Genomic DNA, 21,662 nt, shown 5'->3' with positions numbered 1-21,662 from the left:
ATTACACCTTTCAAATTTCGATTTATCAGTTTAATAAAATATTGCTTGAGAGCATCGACCCAAAGTACCGGATAGACTTTATCCAGCCTTCGGGTACGAAAGGCTTCAACCTGTTCGTTCAGTTCTTTGGCTATGATCGATACTTGACTTCGCGACATGGATTCAATGCCTAAAGACTTGGTGAGTTTCTCGATTTTCCGGGTGGATACGCCATTTACATAGGCTTCTTGAATAACGTTCAATAAGGCCAGTTCAGAGCGTTTGTCAGCTTCTGGCTATTCTCATTAATTCAGACCGATGTTCTTGTGCCATCCGGCCAAGCATTCCTAAACTATCCGGACACCGTTCCTACGGTATCCGGCCGGCGTTCTTATCTCATCCGGCCAATGGCCGGCACCTCATTGCATGGAGTTTAACATAGATTATACGGTTACGCTATCACCTCCTTCATTTTGTGGATGGTTAGGTCTCAAACTTGGACCTTTTAACTCAATTCGGTGGGCACTGTTAACCGTTTGACTTTCCCCATCTTTCACTTCTCAATCTTATGGACTGTTCTAACAGTCACACAAAAGAAAGAGAGGTATGCTAAATGAGCCGCCATAAAACAACCAATTGTACCAGCCTAAATCCAACATCAAGGCCAACAACCCAGTGTGGTCCATTGCCAGGAACAATACTCCGGATATTTATTCCACCTGGCGCAGTTATAAATCTGTTAAACCTTATTGAGGTGGCTTCTCCTAGCGGGGTCTGCTTAATCATTCTTTGCCTTTTCTAGGTGGAGGATCAAGCAGCAGCGCAATTGATGCGCAGTCAATCATTAACGCTGTTCAAGCTCTCATTTTTACATTTTCCATAGAAACAATTTGGCTTGTGGTTTATGAATTAGCTCTTCTCTCATTACTTTAAAATCTCAAACATAATCCCCTCAATTCCGGAAATACTGTTTTAGGGTAAATATTTAAGGAGGCGTTCTTTTTGAGCCATAAAGATGAAGCTACTAGAGAAGATTTGGCCAGTGAATTAGAAGAACTTAAAGATAAATATTCCAAGTTGGAACAGGCTTATAATGTGTTATTAAACCAGAACACCCAAGATCAATCATTTGGATTATTGCACACACAAAGACAACAAAATCAAATAACCTAAGTACAAAACATGATAATCCGTTTCACTAAACAAAAGGGAGAGCTGGTAGCTCTCCCTTTTACATTCTTCATAAAAACCATTTACGGGTGCTCAAACTCAGATTGACATAAAGATGAGGTCAAACTATATATTTCCATATTGCTCCACATAACTCAGCTTGTGCATATCATGTACTATCTCAAGCAAAGGAGGAAATGCAAATGGCATCCGGTGATGTAGATGATTGTTGCAGACCAAGACACCATTTTACTGAAGGAATCGCAAAACGCAAATATCCCTCCCCCCACAATTTGAGCTATGGCCTTTTTTACTAAAAAGAATCTCATCACTTGGGTTGTAGGAGAAAGAATAAACTAGTAAAACGTCGTTTCTAATCATAATGATTAATTAAATGTCATAATAAAGTAAATATACACTATAATGAAATTAGTTTGTTGTACTTCAGCATATTATGTATTATACTACGTTTCAGTGATGCTTAGGTCCTACTAAAGTAGACTTGGATGGTCCTTAGGTAATTTAATATTCTGCGATAAGGGCAAACTCAGTGAGAACTGAGGACGCAAAGCCACGGGTCTTACCTTAAGTGTTTAAGATAGCCGGGTTACCGAACGAACAAAATTCTGTCGCCGATCATTGATTTAAGGCGTCATTTTTGTTTTATAAGGGGGGAGGAAATTTCTATAAATTTTTAACCTTATATCTGTAACTAATAATGAATGGTCGCATAAAGAGACTTGCCTTATAAATCAAATATATTTTAAAACATAAGTATAGGGGTAGCAACGGGAGGAGGGTAAGACCAATGTATTGGTCGTTGGAACGCATACAAGCAAATTTCGAAACTGGCTTGACGACGAGTGTTGATCTTTTTGATAAAATTGGAGTTCTATTATTGCATAAGGGGCAGCTGGTTACAAAAGGAATACGAGATCTCCTGCAAAAACGAGAAGTTTATGTTTGGAAAGGACCGGAAAACAGCTATCAAGCTGAGAAGGTAAAATCCTTTTCAAAGGATGTGTACATAAAATTAGTAGGTTCTTTATGGGATATTTACCATAAAGCAAAGCTTATTCAACCTGAGCAGATTAAAAGTACGGTGCCACTCGTAGAAACTATTATAAATGAACTAAAACCCATAAATGTCTATTTGAATCTTAATACAGTTCGATTAGACGTAGAGACGTTTAAACATCATGATTATGGAACGTTCGTGCATAGCCTGAACGTCGCTATATTAGCAACACTGACAGGTATGCGTTTGGGATATATAGATAGGAGACTTAAGTATTTGACATTGGGGGCATTGCTTCATGACATTGGAAAGCTTAAGGTGCCAAAGGAAATCTTAAATAAACCAGGTAGTTTAACGGGTAGAGAGTTTGAGGTTATGAAACTACACCCCCTGTTTGGGATGGAAATGCTGAAATATACCCGTTTATTACCAGGAGTGCTAGCAACTATTGAAAAACATCATGAACGTTGGAATGGGACGGGATATCCAAATGGATCAAGAGGAAATAACATTCATCTCGATGCTCAAATTGTAGCAGTTAGCGACGTTTATGAAGCATTAACTGCCGATAGACCATATCGCAAAGGTCTACCGCCCTACCATGCTCTCGAAATGATTCTTGCTTGGTCAGGAAAGGACTTTAACCCGCTAGTGGTACAAGCTTTTCGAGAATCCCTCATTTTGTATCCCGAAAATGCAATCGTTACTCTCAATACCCGAGAAATGGGAGTGATCGCGGCGGTACCCTTGAAAATGCCAACTCGACCTCTTATTCGTCTTTTAATTGATAACAATGGTAGACTTCTCAATAAGGAGATATACGTAGATTTAATGCAGGATTTAACTCGGTTCATAGATCGTGTGGAATTCAAAGAAGTAGGCTGAAAAGAGATGTAGGCATTCATACTGACTAATTAGCCAAAAAATGATGATCATGATATCCAAAGGCCTCCAGCGAAATCTGGAGGCCTTAACTATTTCTCACATCTTCCACAGATACCACTTACACGTACTAATTCCCAACTATGATCCTCTCCCGAAATTTACCTTTTTTTAAACTTTGCGTCCTATAACGAAGGATATGGAAAGCACCCAGTATTGAATCTCTCATTTTCTGTAATACTAACTAAATGTGTTGCCTTGCTATGGATGGCCAAGGCCAAGTGTCCTTATAGCCAGAGATCGCGAGAAAGTCCCACTAAGGAAGAAATTATCGGGCGAATTTAAAGAGAGGATGATTATTAGATGAAGGATAGGACATTATATGGTTTTTTTGCAGGAATTATTGCGGGTATATTGGAGGGAATAGGAAATTTAATATCATATTACTCTAATTTTGCTCAAAGACGTTTACTAGACGAGATGGCTATAATTCTATTTGGTAACAAACCCATAGATAGTTTACAAACCATTACTGCTTTGACAGCACGTACTATTTTTTCTGGCCTTTTAGGTATTCTGTTTGCTCACCTCATGAAATATTTAAATGACGAACATTATTTGTTTAAGGGATGGGTCTACGGGATTAGTCTTATGGGAGTTATTTATAGTATAACAAGTATATTTAAAATGCCAGAATTAGCTTATACACACACTTATACCATCGTTTCTAACTTTCTAGGCGCCTCAATATTTGGATTAGCATTGGCAGAATCTTTGAAACGCTTACTTCTAGTAAGGGATGTGACTAAAGAGTAAAGTCTAGAAAAGAAACATGTTTCGTAAGTTCCTTTAAACTGAGTCCGATATGCACACTGTACTGAACCGCTGCGCGGTGGCTTTTTAAGGCCCTAATTTATTAAGTTTCAAGATATCATCCTTTCAGTTTAATTCTATCAATTTTAAAAGGATGATTTTTTATGTCTCAAAACTCCCAAGTTCTTTCCTCTCATCTTCAAAAGATGATCTTCGAGATGGAACTTTGCGGCTATTCTCAACATACCCACCCTTGTTTTACAAAATCAAAAACTTCTTTATTCCATCCTCTTTCAATCAGTAGGACATACGTTAATGGAACTGGCCAAAGACCCTAAATTTCTCGGTGCGACGATTGGAGCCACCACGGTTCTCCATACGTGGGGCCAAAATCTCTCGTTCCATCCTCATGTCCACTGTATCGTCCCTGGAGGGGGACTTTCCAATGATGGACTTCGCTTCGTCCGTTCTCGTAAGAAGTTCTTTATTCCGGTTAAAGTTATTTCGAAAAAGTTTAGAGGTAAGTCCCTTGACCTTCTAAAACAGGCCTATGACAAGGGGGAATTTGCTTTCTTTAACAAGGCTACCCAACTTGCGTCAAAAAGCAATTTCCTTTCTTTAGTCGACACTTTATATGACAAGAATTGGGTTGTCTTTTGTAAGAAACCGTTTAAATCTCTGGGTCGTGTTGCTCGTTATCTTGGACGCTATACTCACAGAGTCGGGATTAGTAACTCTAGAATTCTGGCGTTTGACGGTCATTCGGTTAGTTTTGCTTGGAGAGATTATAAGGACAGAGAAAAGGCCCCCACCGTTTCCGATGCGGGCACAAATGAAGAGGAAGCGTGAGCAATGCCAATAGATGTTTATGCCACGAATTTAATTATAGTGCAAGTACAGGAGTCTTGGTAATATATACAAAAAGAGGAGAGCACCTAAGCTCTCCTCTTTTATGTAACATTTTTGGACAACCAAACATAATATATATCATTCTCGTAGCTCTTTCCCATCTTTCACTTCTCAATCTTATGGACTGTTCTAACAGTCACACGAAAAGAAAGAGGGGAATGCTAAATGAGCCGCCATAAAACAACCAATTGTACCAGCCTAAATCCAACATCAAGGCCAACAACCCAGTGTGGTCCATTGCCAGGAACAATACTCCGGATATTTATTCCACCTGGCGCAGTTATAAATCTGTTAAACCTTATTGAGGTGGCTTCTCCTAGCGGGGTCTGCTTAATCATTCGTTTACCTTTTCTAGGTGGAGGATCCGGCAGCGGCACAATGGATGCCCAATCAATCATTAATGCTGTTCAAGCAGCTGGCGGAACAGCTGAGATCGCTCAATAAGATTTTTAGGTGAAAAGGAGAGTCGGCCAACTCTCCTTTATTACATCTTCTACAGAAACCACTTGCACGTACCTAACTCGAATTTTATCTCGAACAGCCTTAACTCTCCCTTAATCTCGCTCTGTCATCGGAAGCAAAGCATCGTATTACCGGCCAGCTTCTCTTCGGTGACTGATATGACCTGCTCGATTCTGAGTTCCTTGTCGTCGAGCGTAAGGCGGAGTGGATGAGGGGTACCGTCTTGCTCGAAGTGCGTTAGGACTTCGATGGGGGTTGGTCGTGTTTTCATGGTATCACTCCATTGATTTTTTTATTCTCTTTACTCCGTATACTTTGAAAAGCGTCTTGATTCACTTTTATCCTGAAACATGTCGAAACACGCCTGAAAACGTAAAAAAGCCCTCCCACTAATAAAGTCAGGATGGCCAATACATAACAAACCAACTCCAGCATATACTACCTCTCATCACGCAAGAGGAGATGAGCTAAATGAAACGAATCAAAGTCAGTATCGCCCTCATTACAATGTTTGGGCTACTATTAGGAACAGCCGGTGTGGCTGGTGCAAAGACGGTTGCATCGGTAAAACATTCCAACACGCTACAAAATTTAAAAAATACCCATCATACATCTAATAGCAAGACCCAAGCGACATCGACCCATAAGTTAACCAAAGCGACAAAATCAGTTAAGACAGTAAAGTTAGTAAAGCACTAAGCCGAAAGTCAATCCCAACTAATACACTCAATACTTATATGACCCTAAGCCATCGGCAATGCTGGTGGCTTTTTCATTAACAAAAAAAATCCCCTAAAAGTCTCCCCCGTGCTTAGTAGAGGGAAGAAGTCAAGGGAGGAAATGAAAGAAGGTCTATATTTCAACCGTAAAACTACGAGTTCTTGAAAAAAGATCCCCTCTCTATGAGGGGTATAGATTAAGTAGGAGGAGCAAAAGATGAGAAAAAACCGACTTATGTAAACCGCTAAATTAGCGAGTTGTTATCCTACTAGTCCGATTACTCGTCAATAGCTGGAAAGGTCCTAAATAATGAGGGAATCATACCGATCAACACTAAGATTATAATCAATTTCATTCTATATACAATTCTTTCTCGACTTATTTTGCAGTGATTATTTGTTGTATTTATCATAACTTATTCTTGTCACCTTTCCATGAACTTTTCGTAAAGAGTATGTTAAATCCTTATAAATTCATAAAAAAATCCCCTCACTAGGAGGAGTAGTAAAAGAAGGAGAAGGAATGAAAAAAGCTGTATGTTAACCGCTAAAGTAGCGCTGTTGTATTTATAATAAGCTAAACCTGTTATCGTTCCGTGACCTTTATGTGAAGAATATATGAAGGCCCTATGAACGCAAAAATCCCTCCCGCCAATTAAGGTAGGAGGGCTTCGCTATTCATACGAGCTGTTAATAGTTTACTTTAAAGTTAACCGTCTACAAGTTGTATTACAGCGTTAATTTCACTTGTCTGTGTTTATCATCGAAGCTAATCGATTATACATGTATTCTGACATTAGCTTATTCCCTGTGTCATTTGGATGAAGTCCATCCTTCAACAATGCACTTAAGGCAACTTGATCTTGCGGAAATGCACTCCACACATCTAATAAGTTTGACCCAGTCTTAGCACATACATTAATAATTGCTGTCCTGATACCCAAAAATAAAGATTCGTCTGAAGAAACCATAGGAGGTTCAACAATACAAAATATATCTGCGTTAGGGGCTTTGCTTTTAATGTCATGGATTAACTGTGTATATTTTTCACCGAACTGATCTGGCGTGCCGAAATTTCTATCTATTCTTCCTGCGCAAATGAATACAGCGTCCGTAGTACCTACTATCTCTGTTGCTCTCTTTAAGCAATAATCTATAAGATTTCCTGATGAAGCTTTGTTGTCCCACACTATTTTGTTTGAATATGTGTTAAATAAAGATGTTTCAAGAACAGAATTCCATCCAGTTTTAAAGGGATCTGAAGCACCTTGGCTAACAGCAATCGATTCCCCAAGGATCACGGCGTTAACTGTACCGCTTTTTAGCTTACTAATACCTGTCAAGGTATGAACTTTAGTAACCGCTACTGTGGGTACAGTTTTCTGTGCTGACTGTACTGTTTCCGGAATACTAAGACTTGCCAAAGCGAGCACCCATGTCGCTGCTAATAAATACATATTTATCTTCTTCATGGTCCTCGCCCTCTTTCTTGTGCCTAATACTATTAGTGCTATTTGGGACTGATTTTGTTCGCTCATCTCTTTCGTCATATTATACTATATTATGTATTATTTTCACTTGGCAACTTATTGGTAAAAACCGGACACAAAGTTAAGTAAATTTTATGAACTTAATTCATGAATAAGCTCTCTTTTTATCGTCCTATAAAAAGATTCCATTAAGGCGTTATCGTAAGGGTTACCTTTTCTACCAACACTGGACACTGCTCCATCAGCTCGTAGCAGAGTCCTTCATCTGTCGACCCATGGACCATCCAGCTACACGGCCCCCTCCCGATTACATATTAATTATCCTCATACAAGTACATACACAACTCAAGGGAAACTGCCCGTAAAACCGATCATCACACATTTACTACTGTGGCTAATCTTTGGGACCAATATAATTAACGAACTTGGGCATTCGAACCATTTTTTCTCTGGATAGGCACTTACAATCCCAAACATTGGAGATATATTTATTCATTTCCTATTTTTATTGCAATTTATTTAATAAGTGATTGGCTTTCCAAAAGGCCATATTTCGAAAAAACCGAATAGTATCATCTACTAACAATTGTGTCCAGCTCTGCTGAGGGCTGTTAGGGCCCTTCTTTTTTTGTATACCTGCTTCCTTACCCTACTGAGGATCACTGAGGCACTAAAGAATACTGATGTAAAATGGTCTGATCAAATCGCAACCAAGCACTGAGTGATATGACAAATCTTATTATGGTCAATAGTTCTGGATAAGCTAATGTAATAGCATTAAAAGATTGGAGGTTTTCTCATGTCACTACCCATCTATTTAAAGTTCTTGGAAAACAATGATCCTGATTTTGCACAAGCTATCGAAAAGGTATTTACTTCTGCAATGACGCCGGGTACTCTCGATCAAAAGACCAAACTATTGATCGCCCTGGCTTTGGATGCCGCGCATGGTGCCGGTCAGGGGGTTGCATCTATTGCCAATCAACTCCGGGCACAAGGGGTAACCGATACAGAAATTGCCGAGGCTTTAAGGATAGCCTATTTTGCTTTTGGCAACTCAATTTTGGCGACATCGTCAGCGGCGTTTCCTTCAGAGCAGAATCCTAAATGATTTAGACCCATTGGATGTCCGATAGCCCCTCTAAAAAGGCGGTCTTTATAATTTATAGTTTGTTACTTGGCTCCTTTTGGCTTTGCGAATTGATGTTCCTGAGAATCATAGCCGAATTCCCAAAAAGAACCTTATGTAATCAAAAATCCTCTGAACTCACGTACTTCGAAATAGTCTAATCTAATTTACCTTAAATTTACCAACATAATATAAGGAACTAAAGGCAATAATACGATCATAAGGGTATGTAATGGTTGAGCCAAGATGTATATATGCTCATTATCGGGTGTATATAGGTCGGCCAAAGATTATCTGCAGGTGCTAAAGCGCTTGTCTATAGTCGGAGGGAAGATCTTTTGTGGTTAGGAAAAGCTTTACTGCAGTCTATTTCCGATTGCTTTGAGGTTCCAACTTATCATAAAGGGTCGAGCTAAGATTTTACTGGGTGTTGAGTTTCTTACTCAACCATATGTCAGTAGATGTATGCATGTGTAAGAGAGTCGGTTATATACAGCCGAAAGGTTGTATGTAGCTGGGTAGATATCTTGTAAGGTCGAACGAATCATTAATATGGGTTGTGATTTGCTTTATTATGGTCGCAAGATCATGACTAGGTGATAAGGGATCTATATTGGTGTTAGCTAAGATCATTGCGTGCTCTTATTTATACCCTTGAAGCTGCTAGAAATAGTGGCTTTTTATTTTGATATAACGCTTAAACAAAGTCTATTTCTTTGCCAATCAGGCAGTCCGACTACAAACAAACTCTTCCCCTTTATTACATTACCACCTCATTAAAGACGCCCAATCCGACAACATCCCTTCAAATCCGCCGGGTGTGTTCTATGACTGTCTCTGAATGACTGGTTAGTTTTCACAGAAATCTTAAGGTTCTGTGAAGTTTTCTAGATTCATTAGAAAAGTACGTTTAGTAGTGATAAAATATGGCTATAGATCTGGTCGTCTAAATTTGGATGAGAGAGGTGAAAGTGTATGCCTTCTTCTGAGAATTCTTCCCATTATTATCACAACCCTTCCATCATTGAACTGAGAAAGGTCAAAACGGTTTCATTGACTCAAATTATGGGACTTTTGTCTTTCATGTTCTTGGCCATGGCCGCTGGAGCTTTCCTAGTGCCACCAAACTATTTTATGATAGCAGTTATTTTGGAGTTTATTTTGTTATTTACGATTCCTGTGATGAACCGGCGTGCTTTAACTCGTGGAGATGACCCGAGCGCTGGACTTACAGGTGGTTTAGCCTTAGTCTTTGCAGCTTGCGCAGGAGTCGTTCTCGGACCTCTAGTTCAGACACTTGCGGCATCTTCTGACGGACTTGCAGTACTTGGTCAAGCCGCGCTGGTCACTTTTATTGTCTTCGCTGCCTTTGGCGCATACGGGCTAATGACAAAGCGTAATTTGAGTAGTATGTCTAAAGTACTCTTCATCGGCTTATTGGTTCTGTTAGGGATTATGATTCTCTCTATGTTTTTCAGCAGTTTTTTTAGCCCTTTCGGACTACTGATTGGCTTAGGAGGAGCAATTCTTTTTAGTTTGATGACCGCTTTAGATTTTCAACGCGCTAAGTATGCTACAGCAGACAATGCAGTGATGGTAACACTCAGTATTTTCCTGGATTTTGTAAATCTATTTACGTTTATTCTTGATATCTTTTTGATATTTGGCGGCGGTGGTATGCGGAAGCGCTAATGTATTAAATAATTGCAGTGGAATATTGTGATCACAGAAAACAGAAGGAGCCTCTTCGTATTATTCTTATACTATGGAAAAAATGAAAAATGCTGATTTCCTTCCAATAATGGTGAATCAGCATTTTCCTTGTTTACTGAACAATATTTTACTCGTATATTTCTTTTACTTCCTTATAGTCCTTGGCATAGCAGTGATGGCGTTTATTCCCTACCTCCGTAAAGAGTCTTTAATTCTTCTTCTTTCATCGTAAAACTATGCTGGTCATCAGGGAAAAGTTTATTTCGCACTTCGTTTACATATGCTTGTAGGCCGTCAATAATTTGTTTATTTACATTTGCATATGGTTTAACAAATTTCGAGACGCGTTCTACTCCGTAAGTGAGAATGTCATGGTATACAAGCACTTGCCCATCAGTATGAACACCTGCTCCAATCCCTATCGTAGGAATCGACAGAAATGATGAAATTTCCACAGCGAGCTGTTTTGGAACACATTCAAGCACAACAGCGAATGCCCCTGCATCCTGACATCGTTTTGCATCCTCGACCATTTTCCTAGCGGCTTCTGCATCCTTCCCCTGAACTTTAAATCCGCCAAGGACTCCCACTGATTGTGGAGTCAGCCCTAGATGAGATACAACAGGAATACCAGCTTTTACAAGCGCTTCGATATGTAAGAGCACTCCATCAGCACCTTCCACTTTTACAGCATGAGCACCAGTTTCCTGAATAAGCCTTGCTCCGTTTAAAAGTGTATCCCTTACCGATAGATGATAGCTCATAAATGGCATATCAACTACTATAAAAGTGTTGCAAGCCCCACGTTTAACCGCCTTAGCGTGATGAGTCATATCTTCCATCGTCACATAGATGGTTGAATCATAGCCAAGCACAACATTGCCTAGAGAATCACCAACAAGAATCATGTCCACATCTGCTTGCTCGGCTAGTTTGGCTGATGGATAATCGTAGGCAGTTACCATGACTATCTTTTCTTTTTGGTTTTTCATTTCCATGAAGTCTTTTGTTGATTTCATAATTTTTCCTCCTTTTTTCAGGAGAGGTGAGAAAACAATGTTGACATAAAAAAAGTTCCTTTAGCCAGAAGGAACTTTCTAAATATAACAGTTTCATCCCTCTGTCCTGGCCCGTAACAGGTCTAGGCAGAACCATTTAAATTGTTAGGATTCCATGAAAAGGTGCAGTTCTAATGATACTGCCCAAATTAAGTATATCAGGTAATATTTAACCTGGCTACCATTAAATCATTTTAACTGAACTTTGCAAAAATTCATGTTGTGACGGATTTGCAGGATAATGGAAAGCAGACAAGATTAACCCCTCCAGCAAAAAAGACGAGCATTTTTCGATACTCGTCTTGATGCTCGTTTGTTAAGATACTGGGGCGATGGCCAACTACTGGGATTTACGCCTTTGGAAGATTATCTCCACTAGATTGAACTTTCCAGAAAAAAATCCAATTACATCTTGTTGCGATTTTGTATTACATCTGGCTATTTATTTTTGCCAGTTGTGCTTGGTAAGCTTCTAATGATAAATCGCCTTTGACAAACTTATTTTCCAACAGGGTAATCCTTTCTGCTTTGGATAACGGTCTTTCGCTATCAATATTAACTGCACTATTTTCACCTTCAAGAGGCATCAATATATGTTTTAGCTTGTCAAAGGCTTCAAAATATCGTAGACCAAATATTCTTTGAGAAACTGCATTCATGTGAATACCGTCCGGATTGGCTTGAAGACCTGAAGCTGTAACAAAGTAGCAATTTTTCTGCGAATTAGAAAAATTTTCAAGTTCTTTATTGACTAATGGGTACACTTGAAAATATTCACCAAACATGCCACTACTTAAATAGTCCCCAAGCCCCCCCATAATAAGAGGTATGTTTGGCACAGAGAGTTCATGGCGGAATGCCTCGACAATGAGTAAAAACTTTTCATAGTAACGGCTAGAGAGTTCCGGAGAGCATTCATTTTCGCCTTGATGCCAAAGTATTCCATCCAACACGCTAGTTCGTTGGGCAATCTTTGCCTGGAACACCGCGTGTTCAAATAATACTCCCCCCACAGCCCAGTCATCAAGGCTGGTGCCACCATCAGCGCAAGGAATTAGCCCAATTTCTTCATTTTTATGTTTTTGACACCATGCCGCCGCAAAGGAGGCTGCAAGGCCAACACCAGAAAAAGGCCGATCATAGTTTATAGGTTCCGTCATAATTTGCCAGCGCCCGTTTCGCAGCATCTTTATTCGTTCATTGCAAATCGGAGGGACATCTTTCAGAAATCCCCGTCCGGCCATATTGGATTGTCCAACCATTAAAAAAGAATGTATCATAAGTATTTAATTCCCCTTTATTTTACCTCTGTTCTTTGCTGCATATTATCTGCGAGAATTAACTATTCTATCACTCAAAGTCTACTACTGGAATTTATTATACATCATTTATAACGTAGGAGCCAAAAAGCTATCCCGCCTGCATCGCAAACGGGATAGCTTTTTGGACACTCTGAGGCAATTACATTCTGTCCGCTCCCGTAGTCTCCCCTAGCCGGGGAGCCTCCGCTCGCTGAGATATCCTTTGCGGTCTTAGTAAATCCGCTGCGGGTGATCTGGCCTCATCCGGCCAGCAGCCACACATTCCCTCAAGAATTTCGGGAATCCATGGCCACGGCTGATAAGCCGCTCTTTCCCTCCTGTTAGTCGGAAACAAGCTGACGGAAACGACAGCCACGGCATACCACGCCTGTTACCCCACCCTGCTAAAATAAACCTTCAGTGAAGGTAACACCAACGTGCGGTGAGATGACAGCATGAATGTCATGTGTAATAATTGCACTTGTGTAATTGTATGTTATATTTTAATTTTTCTAAAATGATATAACTCGCCAAATGCAGCACCGCCTAAAATCAAAATCGCACCAACGATTTGAACCATACTCAGATGTTCGTTAAGAATGATTGCCGAAAATACCAGAGCGGATAAAGGGTCAATATAACTACATATAGCCACCGACTGTGCTGGAAGCTCATGAATAGAAGAAAAATACAAATAACATCCAATCCCTGTATTAACAACCCCGAGAAATAAAATCAGTATAATATTTGTACCGGATATAGAAATTGTCCCTTTGTGCATCAGCAAGGTGTAAAGAGTAACTACTGCACAGGCAGTAACAAGTTGAACGAGGGTAATTTCAAGTCCGTTAAGTTTTTCCACCTTTTTATTCGAAATTATCATTGTGGCATAAAGCAATGCAGAAATTATTCCACACATAAGTCCCCAAGACATACCCTCTGTTAAAAAATCCGAACCGTTGACGAACACCATACCCAAAGCAACCATGATAATACCGATCATTTTGCTTACTGTCATTTTTTCATGGAATATGAAAGGCGCAACTGCTATTACAATTACCGGCCCACAATAATATACAAGTGTTGCAGTACTGACACTAGTTAGCCGATAAGCCTCAAATAAAAATATCCAACTTAACCCCATAGAGATACCAGAACCCAGCAGATAGACCCATTGCCTTTTTATTTGCTCAAATTGTGGTCTTTTCCGCCCTAATATGAAAACGAGTCCTAATACCAAGCTGCCAATAATGGTTCTTGAAAATACAATTTCAGAACTGCTTAGCATAATATGACTGGCCACTATGCCATTTGAACCAAAAATGAGTAGAGACACTATATATTTCACATATGATTTCGTCATTTATTCTTGCTTCCCTTTCGTAGTAACCTAATAATACTTCTTTGGAAGTCCCTCTTTTTTTAGGCTGCCAGAGATACTTGTCTAAACCTTTCAGACAAATTACACTTTAAAGTCATGGGCACCCTTCCTTAAATAAAAAGGCCCCGCTATGAACGATGCCTAATGTGCCCAGAAATGCCGAAAAGTCCAGTATTGCTGGACTTTTAATTGCATCAATAGTTGAGTTATGTATTGAGATGATAAGGCTAAACCGCAATCTTTGATACAATTTAATGATGCACTCGGCTATTAAATAAAGGGGGTATTTGCATTTTTGAGTGTGCATTTTTGCGGGTTATAAGAAGAATGTGTCATAACTTTATGCACAAATCTCTAAAGTCCTGAGCGAATTAACTTCACCATATTAAATCTAAAAACCTTCCTTAAACGTTTAATCCATGTGTTCTCATAAGAGAGACCAACTTTTCACGGTTTGTATCCTCCATTGTTGTGAGAGGCAATCTGAGATAATCCTTGCAGAAACCCATAGCTGCCATAGCAGCCTTGACCGGAATAGGGTTTACTTCACAAAACAGTGCGTCTATAAGGGTATAAAGTTTACATTGCTGCTCTGCACTGCCGGCAATGTCACCATTAAAGAAACGGGTGCAAATCTCACGTGTCTGTGCAGGCATAATGTTTGAAAGTACAGAAATGCCGCCAACTCCACCAAGCGCCATAAGTGGAACTATCTGATCGTCATTGCCTGAATACAAATCAAGCTTGCCACGCACACGCGCCATCGTTTCAACAACTTTTGAAATGTTGCCATTTGCTTCTTTAATCCCTACTATGTTTTCGTGTTCAGCTAATACCTCGTAGGTTGCAGGCTCAATATTTATACCTGTCCTTGAAGGCACATTATAGAGAATGATAGGCTTTGTACTTTTGTCGGCAATTTGAGTAAACATTTTAATCAGGCCTTTTTGCGTAGCCTTGTTGTAATAAGGAGTAACTACGAGCATTGCATCCGCACCTGCTTCGCAGGCAAAACGAGTGAGGTCATGCGCATATTCGATGTCATTGCTACCTGTGCCCGCAATAATCGGCACTCTGCCTTCTGCGTGCTGAACTGCAAATGTAATTGCTGCTCTGTGCTCGGCGTCAGTTAGGGTCGACGCTTCACCTGTGGTTCCACAAATCACCAGAGCATCAATCTCTTCTGCAATTTGCCAATCGATCAATTTGCCAAACTGCTCATAATTAATTCCTGTTTCGTCCAGAGGAGTGATAAGAGCGGTGGCGATACCTTTGAAAACAGTGTTCTTTTTCATGTTAATTCCACGTCTCCTTTTATAAAAAAAATAGCTGACGGAATCAGCTACTAAATTACCTTATATGATTTTTCAATCATACTGTAATATAGATAGCTCTCCGCAAACGCGACAGTTGAACAAATCTTATTTTGTTCATCCAGCCAGTCCCCACGTAAAGGGGACCAACTTCGGCATCTACACCTTTCACCGAAGCTACGGTCTTACGTAAACCTTAACAACTTCGGGTACTGATTGTACGATGCACCTCTATCATTTTATTTAGTCTATTCATATTCCTTATACTTGTCAAGCCCAAATTAGAGGCACAAAGAGCGGTGCTGGACAGTATTTCACCAGTGCCGTATAAGTAAAATTAGTATACGACATAATTTGCTTACTTATCATTTTCTTTTTTAATCTGTTCTTCTATCTGCTGTTTTGCTTCTGGAGACAATGCATCCATTAGATAATTACGGTCTCTTCTCTGTATTTTCTGATATTCCTGATATATTCTTTTATTAGCCTCTTCGATCTCAGCCTTCAGTTCTCTGGCGGATAATAAGGCACATCCTGCCCCCCTGATAATGATCTGCTGTAAACCGTCTGACGTTGCAACTGTGATATTATATTTTTTTTGATTATCATGGGCAAATTTTTCAATATACTGGTCCGCCGTTTGAGCCTCCTTGGTATATACCATATGGATATTATGATAGTCGATTACTTCCTCAAGGTGCCCCTGAACACGGTAAGCATCAAATACAACGATAATCCGACATTTTCGAATCCCCTGATAATTACTTAAAGTATCAAGTAATTTCATCCTTGCGCCGTCCATATTATCATCTACAAGCTCTTTCAGCTCAGGCCATGCATGAATAATATTATAGCCGTCAACAAGGAGATACTCTTCTTGGGTTTCCTTCTGTCTGCCGACATAGGTAACTGGTTCATAATAACTTTCGAGGGCTGTCTTGCGTCTTTTCCAGACAGACTTCTTCCCTTGGTTCGCATAGAAGGTGTTATTGATAATTTGGTCAATCTCATCTAAACTGATCCACTTCTCTTCTTTGTATGGGGCCTGGTTTTGGGCTGTTTCTTTCGATAAATCGTCTTTTTTCTGAAGATAGCTTTCAACATGCATGTAGTCCTTTACTTTATCCCAATCCACCAAAAAGCCTGCACCATGTGCACAAAATACCGAAGCTGTCGGATTTCCTGTGTCTCTTTCAGAATCATATCCGATATTTTCTATGACCTCTAACCCATTATGGCATGGTTCGTACCCTTTCAGGCTACAAAACAACCTGCCAAGACCTTTGGTGTAGGCAACTACCTCTTTCTGATAATTCCTCATGGTAATAACAGGGGCGCTCCCCACAAGAACTGCCATCTCGCCATTTGTCTGTGATATTTCGTATGTGCCATGCATTTTCTCAATGTCAGTCATAGCTCTTCCAACCATTTTCACAGGCAGTTCCAGTTGAAAGGCATAATATGGCTCCAACAATATGGATTCTGCCTCCATTAAGCCCTGGCGCACTGCACGATAGGTAGCCTCCCTGAAGTCACCGCCTTCGGTATGCTTATTGTGCGCTCTACCTGAGACTAACGAAATTTTCATATCTGTAATCGCTGACCCTGTTAGAACTCCTTTGTGAGCTTTTTCTTCCAGATGAGTTAAAATGAGTCTTTGCCAGTTTCTACCTAAGCTATCCTCACTGCAGTCTACCCCAAATTGCAGACCACTGCCCGGCTCACCAGGCTCCAATAACAGGTGGACCTCCGCATAATGCCGTAATGGTTCAAAGTGCCCTACCCCTTCTACTACATTGGCAATCGTCTCTTTATACACAATCCTTCCAGCATCGAAGGCTACCTCAACACCAAAACGGCTTTGTATAAGGCTCTGTAAAATTTCAATCTGCACTTCTCCCATGATCTGTGCCTGTATTTCCTGTAACTGCTCATCCCAGACAATATGAAGTTCCGGCTCCTCTTCTTCAATCTGACGCAGCTTGGGAATCATCACTCTTGGGTCACAGCCTTCCGGAAGTATAATCTGATAGAACAGTACGGGTTCCAATACTGGTGTATTTGAAGCTTCCTCTCTCCCTAAGCCTTCTCCCGGTCTGGTTTGGCTGAGACCTGTTACTGCGAATAGAGAACCTGCTTCTATCTCATTCACTGCCTCGAATTTCTGTCCGGAATAGATACGAATTTGATTAACTTTCTCTTCCCAGATGCTATTTCTTAAGACATCTTTCACCTTAAGTTTTCCACCTGTAAGCTTCATGTGCGTAAGACGGTTTCCCTGCTCGTCTCTGGTTATTTTGAATATTTTAGCCCCGAATTCATCGGGATAGTAAGGTAGCATGGCATACTTCACTATGCCCTGCATAAATTGCTCAACGCCCTCCAATTTCAAAGCTGAACCGAAAAAACACGGAAATACTTTGCGCTCCTTGACAGCTTTTTTAATCCGCACGTTTTCAACATGTCCTGTTTCCAGATAGGCTTCCATCATTATTTCATCACGCATGGCCAGTTGGTCGTAAAAGCCGTCTGTCTTAACTTGTTCAAATTCAATGCATCCATCATCCAGCTGCTTTTTCATTTCTTTCATTAACTTGTCCTTATCCGTCCCATTCTGGTCCATCTTATTGACGAATAAAAAAACAGGTATCTGATACATGTCAAGCAGCCGCCATAATGTTTTGGTATGCCCCTGCACCCCATCCGCACCGCTTATTACTAAAATGGCATAATCCAGCACCTGAAGTGTTCTCTCCATTTCAGCCGAAAAATCTACATGCCCTGGGGTATCTAGTAAGGTAATCTGAGTCTCACCTATTTCAAATATGGCCTGCTTGGAGAAAATGGTGATTCCTCTTGCCCTTTCTAGCTCATAGGTATCTAAATAAGCATCCTTATTGTCCACTCTTCCCAATTTCCCAATTTTACCGCTCAGATAAAGGATACTCTCTGATAATGTCGTCTTGCCCGCATCCACATGTGCTAATATTCCAAAGACTAATTTATTCATAATCTGTTTCAAATCCTTCAATTTGTCTGTTTCTAAAACCACAGCCCGATTAGACCTGCATGTGGATTCTTAAATGATACCAGTAAGTTTGGAATTTAACAATTTTATGGAATTACTTTCACATTAAGAATAAAAGCTTAAAAATTATTTTTATTGAATAGCTTGGCGAAACTCCATGAATCAAACAACCTCAAGGAGGTTAATTATTTGTTCCTATTTACTTTATTCTAGTCCACACTCTTTGTACTCCACCTTCATACATTGTAGGGGAGGTTCACAGTGTTGAAGAGTATTTAAACGCCGTAGACGAAGCATTCCAGAGGATATGCTCTACGCCGGATAGATGTGAATTATGGTACCGTGGGCAAAAACAACTAAACCAGCCGTTAAACCCGCCAGAAAGTCGATGGGATCTAATACCTTCTATCACTCGACCACCGTTCAATCCACTAATGGAAGTTATCTTTCTATCTAAATTTAAATCCTACGCTATTCCTTTTGTACAGGAGTTACCCTCTTTCCCCATACCAAATGGTCAGGCTGCTTATTGGCACTGGCTCTTTATGATGCAACACTACGGAGTGCCGACCCGAATATTGGATTGGAGCCGTGATGCGCTCACTGGCCTTTTCTTTGCATTGGATGGTCGGGGTCCGAGCGATGCAGGAAAAGATGCTGCAGTATGGATTTTGAACCCAGTTCGACTCAATGAAGCATTCTCCTTTCATAGTTTTGTTAAACCAGGCTATATTCCAAATGTCGATGAAGAAGTTGTTAGCCTTTACTTTGGACCAAATGCTGAAATACTTGCTAATAAGAAACCTGCTGCTGTCATCGGTCCCTTGAACAATCCACACATCGTAGCTCAAAAAGGAGTTTTCACCGTATTCCCTCATGAACGAGAGATTACACCACTAAATCTCTTCACAGACGCATCGAACTATCTCCTTGAGATATGTGTCGCCGAGGATAAAATCCCTTTAATCTTAAACCAACTTAAGCATTATGGCATAACACACTTTACGCTCTATCCAGATATCACTGAAGTTAGGAACCAAATTAACATTGAGATCCGAGAGGAAAGCCAGTTGCCTCCTGCCAGTTCCAATTAGAAAAAACCAAAACAAGCTGTTCAAAGCAAGTGCAAATTCAAAAAAGTTCCAAGATAAAATACCGTTGAAAGAGCCCTTCTAGCCCTTTTAACGGCATTTTATTTTTATTATCCATCAACCCTTGACCAACTTACTGACGCAATCATACAGTTGCTTATACTTGACAAGCAACCACGGAGTTGCTTATGATAGATATATGAATAAGGACAAAGACGCTATATTCAAAGCACTTGGCGACTCGACTCGGCGGCTTATATTAGACGAACTATCCGAACTCAACGAGCTGACGTTGTATGAACTTACGGTGCGTCTCATTATGAAGCATGACCTTTCCGTTTCGCGACAAGCTATAGCTAAACATCTTTCTGTATTGGAAGATGCAGGACTCGTAATATCAAAACGAAAGGGAAAATATCGAGTAGTTATATTCAATAACCAACCACTTAAAAATTTGCTGAAAGGATGGATAGAGTAATTTTATAAAATCGATCAGGTCTTCTGACGAATGTTCGAGTTGTTTTGCTTGCAGCCAGATTGTTAGCACAGCACTATGCGTCACAAATATCAATGGAGGTAAAAACAGTATGAAAATCATTGTTACAAGTATATTCGTACAAGATCAAGACAAGGCACTGGAGTTTTATTCAGAAAAGTTGGGGTTTGTAAAAAAGGAGGACGTTCCCGTCGGAGAATTTAGGTGGATAACGCTTGTTTCTCCCGATGATCAAGACGGTACCGAGCTTTTAATTGAACCGAATGACCATCCTGCCGCAAAGGATTATCAAAAGAAGATATTTGCCGATGGCATCCCAGCAACAATGTTTGGCGTTGCAGATATTCGCAAAGAGTACAAACGATTAATGGAAAAAGGCGTGAAGTTTACTATGGAACCGACAGAAATGGGCGAAGTCACAATAGCCGTCTTCGATGATACATGCGGCAACCTTATTCAGATAGTGCAGAAGTAACTACATGGCCAGTTCTTAAACGACTTTATTTGTAGTTTTACGTGTTAACCCTGTCTATTATTAGGATGGGGTTATTTTTAAGGTCTGATAATAAATGAGATTGTTGCATTCTACAATGGAAATGTTTGAATAAATACATTAAACAACGGGTAACGATCGTTAAAAAACGAAATTCAAGCCACCCAATTGAGGTGGCTCATTCTTTGGAGAAAATCAAAAATATTCATGCTGTATCTATATCTTAGTGCATAATAAAGAAAAAGTTAATAACTTTATTGGCATCTGCGGTATAGTAATAGAGCCGCATCAAATAGCAGACAAATGAATAGGGGGTTTAACATGAAAAAGATTAAAATTCAAAATCAACCTTTTGGTCCCTTTCCAACGATGATTATTGGAGCAGATGTTAATGGAAAGCCCAATTATGTTACTGTGGGAGCATGTGGGGTAGTAAGTTTGAAGCCAGTGCTTTATGTTTCATTAAAAAGCACCCATTATACAACACCAGGGGTTAAGGAAAACGGGTACTTTAGCGTGAACATTCCCCCGACTTCCATGGTTGAACAGACAGATTATTGTGGAATTGTGTCAGGAAAAACAGTCGATAAGTCAAGCTTATTTACTCCCTTCTATGACGAATTGGGAAGAGCACCAATGATAAAGGAATGCTCAATGAATTTCCTCTGCAAAGTAATTCAGGTTATTCCTTTATTTGATTTTGAAATGTTTTTAGGAGAGATTGTTGCTGTATATGTTAATGAGGACTGCATCACAGATGGTAAGCCAAACCCGTTGAAACTGAATCCCATTATTATGATGGGTGCTAACTATTATAGCTTAAATGAGGTTGTAGGGAATCTTTTCAGAACAGGGTTAAAGCTATCGGAGAAATAAAAAGAAACCTTTATAAAACGATGAATAGTATAACTCCTGGCCAACACCTAGACCTAATGGTTTACCTTCTTAAACTCTAGAGTTTTCTTTGCTACTTCTGTAGCATCTTCTTCCCGCCAGAATCAATACTAAACAATGAAATGAAAAATCAGGAAAATAACCGCAAGTAAACTCATTTTTTTGTACTAATTAAGATTTCGAATCAAGTTCACTTTTCCATCCTCTAGAAAACCTTTCCTCTATTATTGGGGATAGGACTGATTAGTACCTTAAAATTAGCTGAACATTAACTGAAAAATATCAAGAATCGAGGCGAATTTGCGCTCACCCCCTCTATAATC

Annotated in this window: 20 protein-coding genes, 2 pseudogenes and 2 riboswitches; of the genes and pseudogenes, 12 read left to right on the top strand and 10 right to left on the bottom strand. The window is 39.9% G+C overall.

Annotation, left to right across the window (positions count from 1 at the left end; genetic code table 11):
• Positions 1–47 precede the first annotated feature (47 nt).
• Together E4K68_RS02130 and E4K68_RS20240 are read right to left on the bottom strand one after the other, a co-directional pair.
• Positions 48–263 (bottom strand): annotated as a pseudogene (locus E4K68_RS02130) (transposase); the annotation flags it as partial.
• A 325-nt stretch (positions 264–588) separates the two neighbouring features.
• Positions 589–765 carry a hypothetical protein gene (locus tag E4K68_RS20240; protein ID WP_158291354.1) on the bottom strand — a complete coding sequence of 59 codons (177 nt, stop codon included), beginning with the start codon at positions 763–765 and terminating at the stop codon, positions 589–591.
• 216 nt (positions 766–981) lie between these two features.
• Here E4K68_RS20240 and E4K68_RS20235 point away from each other — a divergent pair, with 216 nt between their 5' ends.
• The 6 genes from E4K68_RS20235 (at position 982) to E4K68_RS02100 (ending at position 5,932) form a co-directional block, all read left to right on the top strand.
• Positions 982–1,152 (top strand): hypothetical protein, encoded by a 171-nt coding sequence (locus tag E4K68_RS20235; protein ID WP_158291353.1) that lies wholly within the window; start codon positions 982–984, stop codon positions 1,150–1,152.
• 527 nt (positions 1,153–1,679) lie between these two features.
• A riboswitch (cyclic di-GMP riboswitch) is annotated at positions 1,680–1,764 on the top strand.
• Between the two features lie 193 nt (positions 1,765–1,957).
• On the top strand, positions 1,958–3,052 hold the full coding sequence (locus E4K68_RS02120) for an HD-GYP domain-containing protein (RefSeq protein ID WP_135377084.1): 1,095 nt from the start codon (positions 1,958–1,960) through the stop codon (positions 3,050–3,052).
• Positions 3,053–3,412: 360 nt separating this feature from the next.
• Positions 3,413–3,865, top strand: a complete 453-nt coding sequence (locus E4K68_RS02115) for a hypothetical protein (protein ID WP_135377083.1) — start codon at positions 3,413–3,415, stop codon at positions 3,863–3,865.
• A gap of 312 nt (positions 3,866–4,177) precedes the next feature.
• The gene (locus E4K68_RS02110; RefSeq protein ID WP_135377082.1) at positions 4,178–4,711 is read left to right on the top strand and encodes a transposase; all 534 of its coding nucleotides are present in this window, start codon (positions 4,178–4,180) and stop codon (positions 4,709–4,711) included.
• A gap of 225 nt (positions 4,712–4,936) precedes the next feature.
• Positions 4,937–5,215, top strand: coding sequence for a hypothetical protein (locus tag E4K68_RS02105; RefSeq protein WP_135377081.1), 279 nt, complete (start codon positions 4,937–4,939; stop codon positions 5,213–5,215).
• 489 nt (positions 5,216–5,704) lie between these two features.
• Positions 5,705–5,932 carry a hypothetical protein gene (locus E4K68_RS02100; protein WP_135377080.1) on the top strand — a complete coding sequence of 76 codons (228 nt, stop codon included), beginning with the start codon at positions 5,705–5,707 and terminating at the stop codon, positions 5,930–5,932.
• A gap of 763 nt (positions 5,933–6,695) precedes the next feature.
• Here E4K68_RS02100 and E4K68_RS02095 read toward each other — a convergent pair.
• Together E4K68_RS02095 and E4K68_RS20920 are read right to left on the bottom strand one after the other, a co-directional pair.
• Positions 6,696–7,424 (bottom strand): SGNH/GDSL hydrolase family protein, encoded by a 729-nt coding sequence (locus tag E4K68_RS02095; RefSeq protein WP_135377079.1) that lies wholly within the window; start codon positions 7,422–7,424, stop codon positions 6,696–6,698.
• Positions 7,425–7,586: 162 nt separating this feature from the next.
• Positions 7,587–7,709, bottom strand: a pseudogene (locus E4K68_RS20920) (IS3 family transposase); the annotation flags it as partial.
• Positions 7,710–8,241: 532 nt separating this feature from the next.
• Here E4K68_RS20920 and E4K68_RS02090 point away from each other — a divergent pair.
• Positions 8,242–8,553 carry a carboxymuconolactone decarboxylase family protein gene (locus tag E4K68_RS02090; RefSeq protein WP_135377078.1) on the top strand — a complete coding sequence of 104 codons (312 nt, stop codon included), beginning with the start codon at positions 8,242–8,244 and terminating at the stop codon, positions 8,551–8,553.
• A gap of 993 nt (positions 8,554–9,546) precedes the next feature.
• A complete protein-coding gene (locus E4K68_RS02085) occupies positions 9,547–10,263 on the top strand; it encodes a Bax inhibitor-1 family protein (RefSeq protein ID WP_135377077.1) in 717 nt (238 codons plus the stop codon).
• A 203-nt stretch (positions 10,264–10,466) separates the two neighbouring features.
• Here the strand turns inward: E4K68_RS02085 and panB are convergent, their stop codons facing one another.
• The 6 genes from panB to E4K68_RS02055 form a co-directional block, all read right to left on the bottom strand.
• Positions 10,467–11,303, bottom strand: coding sequence for a 3-methyl-2-oxobutanoate hydroxymethyltransferase (gene panB / locus E4K68_RS02080; RefSeq protein ID WP_135377076.1), 837 nt, complete (start codon positions 11,301–11,303; stop codon positions 10,467–10,469).
• A gap of 467 nt (positions 11,304–11,770) precedes the next feature.
• On the bottom strand, positions 11,771–12,622 hold the full coding sequence (locus E4K68_RS02075) for a sialate O-acetylesterase (protein ID WP_135377075.1): 852 nt from the start codon (positions 12,620–12,622) through the stop codon (positions 11,771–11,773).
• A gap of 181 nt (positions 12,623–12,803) precedes the next feature.
• Positions 12,804–13,019 (bottom strand): hypothetical protein, encoded by a 216-nt coding sequence (locus tag E4K68_RS02070; protein WP_135377074.1) that lies wholly within the window; start codon positions 13,017–13,019, stop codon positions 12,804–12,806.
• 120 nt (positions 13,020–13,139) lie between these two features.
• Positions 13,140–14,006 (bottom strand): DMT family transporter, encoded by an 867-nt coding sequence (locus E4K68_RS02065; protein ID WP_135377073.1) that lies wholly within the window; start codon positions 14,004–14,006, stop codon positions 13,140–13,142.
• Between the two features lie 422 nt (positions 14,007–14,428).
• Positions 14,429–15,319, bottom strand: a complete 891-nt coding sequence (gene dapA / locus E4K68_RS02060) for a 4-hydroxy-tetrahydrodipicolinate synthase (protein WP_135377072.1) — start codon at positions 15,317–15,319, stop codon at positions 14,429–14,431.
• A gap of 85 nt (positions 15,320–15,404) precedes the next feature.
• Positions 15,405–15,579: riboswitch (Lysine riboswitch) on the bottom strand.
• Positions 15,580–15,695: 116 nt separating this feature from the next.
• The gene (locus E4K68_RS02055) at positions 15,696–18,347 is read right to left on the bottom strand and encodes a TetM/TetW/TetO/TetS family tetracycline resistance ribosomal protection protein (protein WP_135377237.1); all 2,652 of its coding nucleotides are present in this window, start codon (positions 18,345–18,347) and stop codon (positions 15,696–15,698) included.
• 215 nt (positions 18,348–18,562) lie between these two features.
• On the opposite strand from E4K68_RS02055, the gene E4K68_RS02050 reads away from it, so the two are divergent.
• From E4K68_RS02050 to E4K68_RS02035, 4 genes are all read left to right on the top strand, one after another.
• The gene (locus E4K68_RS02050) at positions 18,563–19,459 is read left to right on the top strand and encodes an FRG domain-containing protein (RefSeq protein ID WP_348982830.1); all 897 of its coding nucleotides are present in this window, start codon (positions 18,563–18,565) and stop codon (positions 19,457–19,459) included.
• 196 nt (positions 19,460–19,655) lie between these two features.
• A complete protein-coding gene (locus E4K68_RS02045) occupies positions 19,656–19,934 on the top strand; it encodes a metalloregulator ArsR/SmtB family transcription factor (RefSeq protein ID WP_135377236.1) in 279 nt (92 codons plus the stop codon).
• A gap of 109 nt (positions 19,935–20,043) precedes the next feature.
• On the top strand, positions 20,044–20,427 hold the full coding sequence (locus E4K68_RS02040; RefSeq protein ID WP_135377070.1) for a VOC family protein: 384 nt from the start codon (positions 20,044–20,046) through the stop codon (positions 20,425–20,427).
• Positions 20,428–20,766: 339 nt separating this feature from the next.
• Complete coding sequence (locus E4K68_RS02035) at positions 20,767–21,321, top strand: flavin reductase family protein (protein WP_135377069.1); 555 nt, start codon at positions 20,767–20,769, stop codon at positions 21,319–21,321.
• The last annotated feature ends 341 nt before the right edge of the window (positions 21,322–21,662 follow it).

The sequence above is a fragment of the Desulfosporosinus sp. Sb-LF genome (genome assembly GCF_004766055.1).
In the GTDB taxonomy this organism is placed as follows: domain Bacteria; phylum Bacillota; class Desulfitobacteriia; order Desulfitobacteriales; family Desulfitobacteriaceae; genus Desulfosporosinus.
This window is presented reverse-complemented; position numbering and strand designations above follow the sequence as displayed.